Origin of the sequence: Chryseobacterium sp. (assembly GCF_022712095.1) — a bacterium.
Lineage (GTDB): Bacteria > Bacteroidota > Bacteroidia > Flavobacteriales > Weeksellaceae > Chryseobacterium.
In genome coordinates this window covers 15,735-27,275 of record NZ_JALAHD010000302.1, presented here as the reverse complement: position 1 = coordinate 27,275, position 11,541 = coordinate 15,735, and the positions used below count along the sequence as shown (strand labels likewise).

The 11,541-nt window shown below is 33.9% G+C and carries 17 protein-coding genes; 14 read left to right on the top strand and 3 right to left on the bottom strand.

The window, feature by feature from the left end; genetic code table 11:
* The 12 genes from Q0A18_RS15415 to Q0A18_RS15360 form a co-directional block, all read left to right on the top strand.
* A partial coding sequence (locus tag Q0A18_RS15415; protein ID WP_292011052.1) for a hypothetical protein occupies window positions 1-239 on the top strand: 239 nt, incomplete at its 5' end.
* Between the two features lie 222 nt (window positions 240-461).
* Window positions 462-629, top strand: coding sequence for a hypothetical protein (locus Q0A18_RS15410; RefSeq protein ID WP_292011051.1), 168 nt, complete (start codon window positions 462-464; stop codon window positions 627-629).
* A 63-nt stretch (window positions 630-692) separates the two neighbouring features.
* Window positions 693-2,312 carry a tetratricopeptide repeat-containing sensor histidine kinase gene (locus Q0A18_RS15405; protein ID WP_292011050.1) on the top strand — a complete coding sequence of 540 codons (1,620 nt, stop codon included), beginning with the start codon at window positions 693-695 and terminating at the stop codon, window positions 2,310-2,312.
* An 11-nt stretch (window positions 2,313-2,323) separates the two neighbouring features.
* Window positions 2,324-2,989: a response regulator gene (locus Q0A18_RS15400; protein ID WP_292011049.1), complete on the top strand. Its 666-nt coding sequence runs from the start codon at window positions 2,324-2,326 to the stop codon at window positions 2,987-2,989.
* 120 nt (window positions 2,990-3,109) lie between these two features.
* Window positions 3,110-3,442 carry a YegP family protein gene (locus Q0A18_RS15395; protein WP_292011048.1) on the top strand — a complete coding sequence of 111 codons (333 nt, stop codon included), beginning with the start codon at window positions 3,110-3,112 and terminating at the stop codon, window positions 3,440-3,442.
* Between the two features lie 26 nt (window positions 3,443-3,468).
* Window positions 3,469-4,002 carry an SH3 domain-containing protein gene (locus Q0A18_RS15390; protein ID WP_292011047.1) on the top strand — a complete coding sequence of 178 codons (534 nt, stop codon included), beginning with the start codon at window positions 3,469-3,471 and terminating at the stop codon, window positions 4,000-4,002.
* A 12-nt stretch (window positions 4,003-4,014) separates the two neighbouring features.
* Complete coding sequence (locus tag Q0A18_RS15385; RefSeq protein WP_292011046.1) at window positions 4,015-4,626, top strand: PH domain-containing protein; 612 nt, start codon at window positions 4,015-4,017, stop codon at window positions 4,624-4,626.
* A gap of 2 nt (window positions 4,627-4,628) precedes the next feature.
* Window positions 4,629-4,841 carry a TM2 domain-containing protein gene (locus Q0A18_RS15380; protein WP_292011045.1) on the top strand — a complete coding sequence of 71 codons (213 nt, stop codon included), beginning with the start codon at window positions 4,629-4,631 and terminating at the stop codon, window positions 4,839-4,841.
* A gap of 1 nt (window position 4,842) precedes the next feature.
* A complete protein-coding gene (locus Q0A18_RS15375) occupies window positions 4,843-5,238 on the top strand; it encodes a DUF6804 family protein (RefSeq protein ID WP_292011044.1) in 396 nt (131 codons plus the stop codon).
* Window positions 5,239-5,242: 4 nt separating this feature from the next.
* A complete protein-coding gene (locus tag Q0A18_RS15370; RefSeq protein ID WP_292011043.1) occupies window positions 5,243-5,650 on the top strand; it encodes a hypothetical protein in 408 nt (135 codons plus the stop codon).
* Window positions 5,651-5,661: 11 nt separating this feature from the next.
* Complete coding sequence (locus Q0A18_RS15365; protein ID WP_292011042.1) at window positions 5,662-6,993, top strand: beta-carotene 15,15'-monooxygenase; 1,332 nt, start codon at window positions 5,662-5,664, stop codon at window positions 6,991-6,993.
* A gap of 9 nt (window positions 6,994-7,002) precedes the next feature.
* Complete coding sequence (locus Q0A18_RS15360) at window positions 7,003-7,887, top strand: hypothetical protein (RefSeq protein WP_292011041.1); 885 nt, start codon at window positions 7,003-7,005, stop codon at window positions 7,885-7,887.
* 52 nt (window positions 7,888-7,939) lie between these two features.
* On the opposite strand, the gene Q0A18_RS15355 is transcribed toward Q0A18_RS15360, so the two are convergent.
* The 3 genes from Q0A18_RS15355 to Q0A18_RS15345 are packed head-to-tail and all read right to left on the bottom strand — an operon-like array spanning window position 7,940 to window position 9,827.
* Entirely contained in the window at window positions 7,940-8,392 is a 453-nt protein-coding gene (locus Q0A18_RS15355) for a GNAT family N-acetyltransferase (RefSeq protein ID WP_292011040.1), read from the bottom strand.
* Window positions 8,385-9,008, bottom strand: coding sequence for a ribosome biogenesis GTP-binding protein YihA/YsxC (gene yihA / locus Q0A18_RS15350; protein ID WP_292011039.1), 624 nt, complete (start codon window positions 9,006-9,008; stop codon window positions 8,385-8,387). Before yihA ends, Q0A18_RS15355 begins: the two co-directional genes overlap by 8 nt.
* Window positions 9,009-9,065: 57 nt before the next feature.
* Window positions 9,066-9,827, bottom strand: coding sequence for an alpha/beta hydrolase (locus Q0A18_RS15345; protein ID WP_292011038.1), 762 nt, complete (start codon window positions 9,825-9,827; stop codon window positions 9,066-9,068).
* 271 nt (window positions 9,828-10,098) lie between these two features.
* On the opposite strand from Q0A18_RS15345, the gene mraZ reads away from it, so the two are divergent.
* Complete coding sequence (mraZ, locus tag Q0A18_RS15340; protein WP_292011037.1) at window positions 10,099-10,557, top strand: division/cell wall cluster transcriptional repressor MraZ; 459 nt, start codon at window positions 10,099-10,101, stop codon at window positions 10,555-10,557.
* A gap of 43 nt (window positions 10,558-10,600) precedes the next feature.
* Window positions 10,601-11,494: a 16S rRNA (cytosine(1402)-N(4))-methyltransferase RsmH gene (gene rsmH, locus Q0A18_RS15335; protein ID WP_292011036.1), complete on the top strand. Its 894-nt coding sequence runs from the start codon at window positions 10,601-10,603 to the stop codon at window positions 11,492-11,494.
* The last annotated feature ends 47 nt before the right edge of the window (window positions 11,495-11,541 follow it).

The following is an 11,541-nucleotide window of genomic DNA, read 5'->3' as shown; positions in this document are numbered from 1 at the left end:
CTGTAGCTTCTTCAGATGCTTTCTTAAAAACATCTTCAAGCAATTTTTTTTTCTGTGATAAAAACTTTGACATAACTATAAAAATTAGTGCTAAAAAAATAAAACATTATTATCAGAATAAATTACGGAAATCCTTAAAACGAGCAAAAACCATTAAAATAATTCTTTGGAAAAGTTTCCAAAAAGTTTCCAAGAACTTTCTACCCCCTCGGGTCCTTTTCGTTGTTTCTTTGCCATAGAAATCAGTGATAAACAAAGAAAAACTAAAAACAAAATTAATTTCAAACTACCAGATAAAACGGGGGTAAAGCTCCGGGTTGGGAAGCAGATGTTTTCCCTCCGTTTTTGAAGGTTCACTTCCCAAAAATTTAAAGAAGCGCTTCTTTTTCAATCGTGTACAGCTCGTGGTAAAAAAATCACGAGAGGAAGAAAAACAGTCTCAATTTTAAATTTTTGAACTCATGCTACAATTCATTTTAATGCTACTTGGATTAGCATTTAATAACAATAATAACGTAAATACAATCGATAATAATTCACCTATTACAGTATTAAACTCTGATGTAGGAGAAGGAATAGATCCCGGCGACACAGGAGGCAACACAGGACAGAAGCCACCAACACCTTAATAATCAACAGCAAAGGAAGCAGTATTAATATTGCTTCCTTTTTGTATATTAGAAAAAAAAACCGTGAAAAAATTTATTCTTTTCTTTTGCTTACTATTTATTAGTTGCAAAGAGAAAATCAAAAATGATATAAAAACCAAAAACTTAAATTTAAAGAAAGCAGAAATATGCAGAGATTCAGGAAATATCGATTCTGCTTATATATATTATACTAAAGCTAAAGAAGAACTAATAAAACAAAATGACAGCTTGGAAGCAGCACGGGCTATCACCAACATAGCTATTATACAATGTAATAAAGGAGACTATTATGGCAGCATTTCCAGCTCTATTGAAGCTGAAAAACTTTTATATGAAAAGCAAGACAGCATTTCTAAAGAAATAAAATCATCAAATTATAATTCTATAGCTATATCCTCAAAAAATCTGAAAAATTATAATGACGCAATAACTTATTATAAACATGCAATAGCTAACTCCTCTCAAAAAGAAAATACATTAACTTATTATAATAATATAGGGGATACTTATCTGGAACAGGATAAAGCTATTTTAGCAAAACCTTTTTTTGAAATTGCTTTAAGAACAACAGATAGTATTGATTATGCACGAGCGCTTAACAATCTTGCAAAAGCTAAATTTCTGGAAAGCGAGGCCTATAACCCTGTTCCAGAACTTCAAAAAGCATGGCAAATCCGGATCAGACAAAAAGACGACCAAGGTGTTAACTCCAGTTTGGCAACTTTTGCGGACTACTATATAAAGAAAGATAAATCTAAAGCTTTATTTTTTACTCAGGAGATGTACAATATCGCATCTCAAAATAAAAGTCCAGATGATAGATTAGAAAGTTTACAAAAGTTAGTAATTCTCGATCCAATAAATTATTCCAAAATTTTTGAAAAATATATCTCTCTTAAAGATAGCATTGAAACTGAAAGAATTAAAGCAAAAGACAAGTTTGCCATCATTAAATTTGATGTAGAAAAAAAGAATAAAGAAAATGCAGAGAAAGAAACTGCTATCTTAAGATTAGTTGCCATCGTTATTGGTTTATTCTCTCTTCTAATTCTGGGTGTTTTCTGGTTCAGAAAAAGAAAAAAAACATTAGAACTTAAAGTAAAAAACACAGAACTCAGGTATTCCAAAAAAGTTCATGACGTCGTAGCCAACGGTATTTATCAGGTGATGACCAAAATAGAAAATCAGGAAAACTTTGATAAAGAAAAAGCACTCGATGAACTGGAGTTCGTTTATGAAAAATCCCGGGATATTTCTCATGATCAACTTTCAGCTAAAGAACAGAACTTTAATGAAAGACTTTCTCAGCTTATCGCTTCCTTTAACAATGAAAAAGTGAAGACTTATATCGCCGGTAATGATTCAGATCTCTGGAACGGGTTCAGTAAAACAACAGAAGAAGAAATTTATCAGGTAATTCGCGAACTGCTGGTAAATATGAAAAAACATAGCCATGCGGAAAGGGTGGTTTTAAAATTTGAAAGAAAGAATAACACTGTATCTATAGGCTATTCCGACAATGGAATTGGAGTAGCGGGGAATGTCATTCATAAAAATGGTCGGAATGTGGTTTCCCGCATACAAATAATTGCCGGAGATGTTATTTTTGACACCAAAACTGAGAAAGGATTAAAAGTAAATATAGTAATCCCGGTATCTTAAAAACAAAGAAAATGTTCAAAAAAATTTTAATATCCGAAGACTTCGAAAGTGCTAATCTTTCCGTGCAGAAAACTTTAGAAGAACTTAACATTCAAAATATTGACTGTGTGTATTATTGTGATGACGCTTTAGGGAGAGTAAAAAAAGCACTCCGTTACAATGAGCCTTACGATTTACTTATTACAGATCTTTATTATGAAGAGGATCATAATGAACAGAAGATAAAAGACGGCCGCATTTTAATCGAACGGATCAGAGAAGAGCAACCGAATCTAAAAATAATTGTTTTTTCCGCCGAACATAAATCTGCTATTATAGATTCTCTATTTTCAGAATATGAAGTTAACGGATATGTACGTAAAGCCAGAAATGATTCTAAAGAACTGAAAAAAGCAATTACTGCCGTATACAACAATAAAAATTACCTTTCACTCGATCTGAAAGAAGAGGTAAAAAAGCTTAATACCTATGAATTTTCATCTTATGATATCAATATAGTTTCCCTTCTTTCTCAGGGAGTTCTTCAAAAAAATATTCCCACTTATTTTAAAAGTAATAATATTAAACCCAGCAGTTTAAGCAGTATTGAAAAAAGATTAAGCCTTCTCAAACAAGAATTACAAGTGAATAGCAACCAGCAACTTGTAGCTTTTTTTAAAGATCTCGGAATTATATAATTTGATAATTAAAGCAATTATAAGCCTTTCAAACTTTTGAAAGGTTTTTTGTTTAAATGAGGTTTCCCGTAATTTTTTTGTTCCCAGTCGTTTTACTTTTGAACCATAAAATCAACAATTATGGGAAAATTTATAATCAGTAAAAGAAGGAATGATGAATTCCAATTTAATCTCAAAGCAAAAAACGGTGAGGTTGTTTTGACCAGTGAAGGATACGTTCAAAAGGCATCCTGCCGTAAAGGAATAGAATCGGTAAGAATCAATTCTCAGGACGACCTAAGATTCGAAAGAAAAACGGCTGTTAATGACAAAGATTATTTTGTATTGAAAGCCAGAAATGGTGAAATTATTGGAAAAAGTCAGCTTTACAGCTCCAAAGCTTCCATGGAAACAGGGATCGGATCGGTGAAAAGAAATGCTCCATTGGCAGAAGTAATTGATGAAACCATTTAATACTGGATGTATCTCCTTAACCTATCATGAAAACATTCATATCTATCCTCATAATTATAATCGGAGGTTTTATTTCCAATTCCTTTTTGTCCTCCTCTCCGTCAGATCTCCATTCGGGAGGAAGATGTACCGGAGCTGCAAATTGTTTTGCATGCACCAATTGTTCAGGCTGCGCTCATTGCAAAAGCGGAGGAAGCTGCGGAGTCTGTAAAAAAACATCATCAAAAAAAACCAACTCCTCTGAAAGCTACTATAGACCAAGTAACTACTCTCCAAAATCTAAAACCTCATCAAAAAGGATTTCAAAAGGTAAATCTTCAAAAGCCCCTGATGTTTTTATTGGTGATGTCTCGGTGTCAATCAACTCCAATAACAATAATACAGTAATTACAAATACAACAACTAAGGTCTACCAAAAACCATCTCTCAAATCCAAAACTCTAATGCAGGTAGACAAAAATACTTCTCTCATTATACTATCCAAAGAAGGAAAATGGTATAAAATAAAAGTAAAAAAGAATGGAGTCATTGGCTTCATTCATCAGAATGACATTCAATAAAAAGCTAAAGCTATGATCAATAATTTAAAAAAATTCTTAAACGAAGACCAAGACCCCAAAGCAGTAGAAAAACTTTTGGAAAGAATTACCGGTCTTCTTACTTCTAATGAATCCGTAGAATATATTGCCGTCCAGAAAAAACCGGCTCTCAACCTATCTCCGGATTGTATTGCGCTTACCAACCGGAGAATTATCTTCTGTAAGCCTAAAACTTTCGGTTTATCAATGGATTTTCAGGACTTTGTATGGAAAGACGTTCTGGACTGTCATATTAGTGAAGGAATCATGGGAGCTACTTTTAGTATGAAAACTGTCAAAAACTTTATTGTGATGATGGATTATCTTCCAAAAAAACAAGCCAGAAAACTTTATCAGTCGGCACAGGAAAAAGAAGAAGAGATGAGAAGTTTCCGAAGAGAAATGGAACTAGAAAATAAAAGAGCTGCTGCCGGTGGTGGAATTACGGTGAATAATACTCCTAATCCCTCTACTATCTCTCCGGAAAGTAATACAGAGGAAGATCCTTTTATATTATTACAGAAATTAAAAGGATTGTCTGATGTGGGAATCATTTCAGCGGAAGAATTTGAAAATAAAAAGAACGAGATATTATCAAGAGTCTAAGTATGAAATCAAAATTTACTGCTTCAATGCTTGCCTTATTTTTAGGTGGGCTGGGTATCCACAGATTTTATTTAGATCAGGGAACAAAAGGAATATTCTATCTGATATTCTGTTGGACTTTTATTCCTTCGGTTATTGCTTTATTTGATTTTTTATCTTTCATTTTTATGTCGGAAGACCGTTTTAATTACAAGTATAATAACTTACAGCGATAAAATGAAGCCTTTCTTTACGTTCTGTGCTATAAGTTGTTTTATAGGTGTTTTCACACTTCCGATAGAATATTATACTTTCCTCAGAATTTTGGTGTCAACCGGTGCTGCTCTTGTCATCTACTATTCTACAGTATCAAAAGAATACTATCTCAGTATAATTTTCCTTGCTGTTCTGTTTCTGTTTAATCCGCTATTTCCAATCTATCTGTATAGAAAAAGCATTTGGATTCCACTGGATATCATTGTAGGAGTATTATTTCTATTACTTGCCTTTGTAAAAAAACCTACAGAGAAGAAAGATGAAGAACCAGAAGAAGAAACCGAATATCGTTCAGTCTCACCATCTGTAGGAAAAAGAGATATTATCCTCAATCCCAGAATAAAAAAACAAGAATAATCCCATGGAAAACAGTCCAATTACCGAAGCCCTGAAAGCACAATTTCTGAGGCTCTATCAAATGGCCATCTGTGACAATCAGTTTACTGCAGAAGAGCTAAATGCTTTATATAAATGTGCAGAAGAAAAAGATATTCCCAATGAAAATTTAGATGAAATCTTTTTAAATCCTATCAATTTTAGATCGACTCTTCCACAAACTCTGGAAGAAAAAGTAGATTGCCTCTATGATCTGGCAGTTATGATCTGGGCTGACGGAATAATTTCTACTGATGAATATTCCGCTCTGGAAAAATATGTAATACTGTTCGGATTTGTAGAAGAAAATGTAAATGCTATCATCGAGTACCTCATCAATGCCGTACAACAAGGAAAAAGAAAATCAGAAATCTTATATGAATTAAAAGACTAATACCTATGAATATGCCCATCAAAAATCTTTTCAGGTTAAAATCTGCCACTATAGAATCTCAACCTGAAGAACCTCAAAAAAAAGAAACAGACTCCGATCCGGAGTCATCAGAAGAAATAAGAAAAAGAACCTACCACGAAACGGGCTTTAGGGACAGTTCAAGAAACCATGGTAATCATGCTACCCTATCCATTTGTCTTCACGCCATTTATTCCAAATTTCAAAATGAAGAAAAAGAAATGGTGGATAAACAAAATAAACTTAAAGAGGCCTATATCAATGAGCAACAGAATAAATTTACTGAAGTAAAAGCTTTAACTGTTTCTATAGAAAATAAAGGAGACAGGTTAAAAGAAATTAATGCTGAGATCGAAACATTTCAGCATGCCATTGAAGAGTTAAAAGCCGAAATCAATGACCTGCCCAGAAATCCGGAAAAATATAATGTTAATGCCACAAAAGGAGCTTCCACAAAATTCTGGATCGGGTTATTACTCCTGATACCCATAAGCCTTTACTTATTTACTTTTTATATCTCTACTTCCTATTCGGCATTTTTCAAAAACTATAATATAAACAGTGATATCATTCCCAATATATTAGATGCTCAGGCTTTCAGCAAAGCATGGGTGGACGGTCCTATTGAAGGAGCTTTTGTTACTTTAATTCCTTTTGTATTTCTGGGGTTAGGATACCTTATCCATATGTTTGGGGAAAATAAAAGCTGGGGGAATTACTGTAAAATCGCATTCTTATTTTTAATAACTTTTGTCTTTGATGTTATTTTAGCCTACGCTATTGAAGCAAGAATCTTCGAATTGGAAAGAGTTTCCTCTTCGGAACAATTCAATCTTTATATTGCTTTTACCCGATATAAATTCTGGGGAATTATTTTTGCCGGTTTTGTAGTATATATTATCTGGGGATTGGTATTTGATTTTGTAATGAAAGAGCACAGAGAAAAAGACAAGATCAAGAACGAACAGACTATAAGACAGAAAAGCATCCTTTTTTTGCAGGAGAAAATTAACAGTCTCAAGCAAAAGACAGAAGACATTAAAAACAGCATAGAAAGCTCAAAAGAATTTATAATTCAGGCTAAAGGAAGAATTGAAGAATTACAAACCATCATCGATGGAGTTATTATTCCTACAAAAGATTATAAACTTTATGCTTCGGAATATGTACAGGGCTGGATTACCTATATCGGTGAAAAGATCGCCATTGCAAAATCTGAAAAACAACTCATGATTGAAGAATGTATAGAACAATACAATCTTAATCTTGAAAGTGTAGGTGCCCATACCAATAATCAAAACTCAGTTTATTTATCCGAATTATAAAATCATCTCATGAGAAAATTACTTTACTTATTGTTAATCATCTCCCTAGCTTCTTGCTGTAAAGTAAAAGCGGAATCAGAGGAAGAAAACAAACAAGATTCCTCCATTTCTAAAAATCTTAATGTAAGCATATTAATTGATCTTTCTGACAGAATAGATACCATAAAACACCCGAATGGTACTATGCCATATTTTCAAAGAGACATTGAATATATAAAAGCTATCAATAAAGGCTTTACAGACCACATTCAAGCAAAAAAAATGATACAGCTTGATGATCAGATGCAGATCTTCTTCAATCCTGAACCCTCAAGCCCTCAAATGAATAACCTTATCAAACAGCTGAGAATTTCATTTAAAAGAAATGACTTCAAAGATAGCATTGATACCATCAAAAAAAGGTATGCAGCTTTCTCATCAGAGATTTACCAATCAGCCATTCGGGATGGAAATTATGTAGGATCAGATATCTGGGGATTCTTCAGTAATAAGGTAAAGGATTACTGTATTAAAGATCACCATAGAAATATCCTTTTTATTTTAACTGACGGATATATGTATCATGATAATTCTAAATTTTCCCAAGGAACTGAAACCTCATATCTGACCTCCAACCTGATCAACTCACTAGGTCTTACAACTTCAAATTATAAATCTAAGATTGAAAAAGAAAAATTAGGATTCATCAAAGCAAATGATGATTTAAAAAACCTTGAAGTAATTGTCTTAGGAATCAATCCCGAAAAAGGAAATCCGTTTGAAGAAGGAGTTATAAGAAAATATTGGGAAGATTGGCTAAAGGGAATGGATGTTAAAAGCTATCAGGTAAAATCAGCTGATCTGCCATCCAATTTAGAGCCGCTTATTCAGAAAATAATGATTCTCAAAAACTAATCCCCTTCAATATATAGTGAAAGAGGAGGAAATTATTAATTTCTCCTCTTATTTATTTTCTTATCATTTCCGTATGCGGAATATCATCCTCAAGATATTTTTTTCCGGTATCTTCAAAACCGAACCCACCATAGAATCTTAAAAGGTAATCCTGTGCAGAGATTCTTACCTCCGAAGTATGAAAACGATTTTCTATAGTTTCCACCGCATACTGTATCAGCTGTTTTCCTAAACTCTTACCTCTTGCCTTTTCCGTGGTAAGAACCCTTCCTATAGAAGTTTCATTATATTTGATTCCTTTATCGAAAATCCTGCAATAGGCTAAAATCTCACAATCCTGTTCCGCCCAAAGGTGAATTGCTGTTTCATCATAGCCATCCAGATCCGGATAAGGGCAATTCTGCTCCACTACGAAAACGTCTACCCTGGCTTTTAAAATTTCATATAATTCGGGAACTGTAAATTCATCAAAATTTTTGATCTTCCAGATAATACGATCACTCATCAAAACTTACATTATTATTAGTCAAAAACTCATTCGTTTTCTGAATAAAATTCAGAATCTCATCTCCCCCTTCCTTTTTCTCAGCAGAAGTAACATAAAGTTCCGGCAAATCTTCCCATGTCTTCAACAATTCATTTTTATAATCTTCCACATTTTTAATCACCATATTAGGTTTTAGCTTGTCAGCTTTAGTAAAAACAATAGAAAAAGGAACTCCGCTTTCTCCACACCATTGAATAAATTCCATATCAATTTTCTGAGGACTGTGTCTTGAATCCACCAGCACAAAAAGGTTAACCAGATTTCTTCGGTTCAGAATATAGTTCGTAATCAGTTTCTCAAAATCTTTTCGCAGAGATTTAGAAACCTTGGCATAGCCATATCCCGGTAAATCTGTTAAATACCAGGTATCATTAACTAAAAAATGGTTAATAAGCTGGGTTTTTCCGGGAGTTTGTGATGTTTTTGCCAGGTCTTTCTTGTTCATCATTGCATTAATTAATGATGATTTCCCCACATTAGATCTTCCTATAAATGCATATTCAGGAATTTTGGGTTCAGGACAATCCTGCCATTTCCCACTACTCTTCACAAAATCTGCTGTTTTAATAACCATTTTTAAAATTTTAGAAAAATAAACCATTAAGATTGCTCTTAATGGCCGATGTAAATTTTATATTTTATTCTTTATCCATTCATAAAGAATCTCATTGAATTCATCCGGTTTCTCCATCATGGCAGCATGTCCGCATTCATTGATCCAAAATAAATCAGAATTGGGAATAAACTTATGCATATCTTCCGCTACTTCCGGAGGTGTTACATTATCCTGTTTTCCCCAGATTAAGCATGTTGGAGTTAAAATCTTAGGAAGATCATTGAGCATATTGTGCTTAATCGCACTTCTTGCCAGCATAACGGTCTTTATTCCCTTCATCCTGTCATTCACAACATCGAAAACCTCATCTACAAGATCCTCCGTAGCTACTGCCGGATTATAAAACACCTCTTCCGTTTTCTTCCTTATATAAGATTTATCGCTTTTTCTCGGGAAGCTGTCTCCAAATGTCCTTTCATATAATCCTGAACTTCCTGTTAAAACTAAGTTTTTTACTAAATCCGGTCTTGCCAGAGTTAATATAAGCCCGATATGTCCCCCCATTGAGTTTCCTACAATGGTGACAGGCTCAGAAATATGACTCTCAATAAACTTGATGATATATTTTGCAAGTGTCGTAAGATTTGTATTAAGTACCGGTAAATCATAGATCGGTAGCTGAGGCACATAGACCTTAAACCCTTTCTCCGAAAAAAAATTCACCATCTTATCGAAATTACTTAGACCTCCCATTAATCCGTGTAACAGAACTAACGGGTGCCCCTCACCTGCCTCTATATAGGTATATTTCTTTTCCTTTTTTGTACTAAATATCATAAAATGCCTTAATAAAGCCCTGCAAAAATACAAATTAAACCTCAAAAATATTTTGATATCCCTAATTTAAAATAAAAATAATATAATAATGTTCTTTTATCAACTTTTTTCCAAACCTTTTTCTGTAGCACGATTCCATATTTTACATAAAGTATTTCATATCAATAATTTAGAACAACACCTACCTATCTCTAATAAAACTTATTAACATTGAGTCAAAAAGTGGGAAAAAGTGGGAAATTTTGGAAATAATTATATAAATTTGTCCCAAATGAAGAATTTCATTGGAACATATGAGTGTAAAATAGACGACAAAGGTCGCTTAAAAGTTCCTTCATCTTTAATTAAACAGATGGAGAACTTTGAGGATAAAGCCTTTGTAGTCAAGCGTTCCGTGTTCCAACCCTGTCTGGAAGTCTACCCTATGAAAGCATGGGATAAGCTGATGGACAAAATTAATAAACTAAACAGATTCATTAAAAAGAATGCTGATTTCATAAGAATGTTTACGGCAGGAGTAAAAACAGTAGAATTGGATAATGCAGGAAGACTTCAGATTTCGAAAGACTTAACGGTCTTCGCAAATCTTAAAAAAGATATTGTGATCACCAGTGCAGGAGAGTTATTTGAAATCTGGGATAAAGAAGCCTATGAAAAGGTGATTTCTACCGATGAAGCCGATTTCGCAAGCCTTGCCGAAGATGTAATGGGCTCTTTCGATGAAGAATAGCACTGTGCTAAAAATTGTAGAATAAGCGAAACACAAATAAAACATGTATCATAACCCCGTTTTATTGAAACAAAGTGTTGATGATTTGGTGACAAATCCTGACGGTATATACGTGGACTGCACTTTTGGGGGCGGTGGTCACTCAAAAGAAATTTTGAGCAGACTCTCCGAAAAAGGAAGATTATTCAGCTTTGATCAGGATTTGGATGCTCTTAAAAATACTATTGAAGATTCTCGATTTACATTAATCAATCAGAACTTCAGGTTTTTAGAGAACTCCCTTCTGATGTATGGAGTTCCTGAGGTTGATGGAATCCTTGCTGACCTAGGAGTTTCCTCCCACCAATTTGATGAAGCAGAAAGAGGGTTCTCAACAAGAAGCAATGCTCCGCTGGACATGAGAATGAATGTGATGCAGAACCTTGATGCCAAAAGAGTGATCAACGAATATGAAGAAGAAGAACTTGCAGACCTTTTCTATTATTACGGAGAATTAAGAGAAGCAAGAAAACTGGCCAGAGAAATTGTTCACCATAGAAAAAGCAAAAGCATTGAGACTACGGAAGATCTGAAAAAACTCTTCAGCTACCTTCCCCCTCATAAAGTCAACAAATTTTATGCTCAGCTTTTTCAGGCTATAAGAATTGAGGTAAATCAGGAGCTGGAAGTATTAAAAGAAATGCTCGTCCAAGCTTATAAGATACTGAAACCCAACGGAAGACTGGTTGTCATTTCCTATCATTCTCTTGAAGACCGTCTGGTTAAAAGGTTTTTAAAAAACGGAATGTTTGAAGGCGAACCGGAAAGAGATATTTACGGAAATTATAAAAAGGCATTTGATTTGCTTAAAAGCAAAGCGATCATCCCTGATGAAAGTGAAATTGAAGAAAACCCCAGGGCAAGAAGCGCAAAAATGCGTGTAGGAATAAAAGTATAAAAAACCCACTTCAATTCCCCTCCACCGGAGGGGTGTCAAAAAAGAAA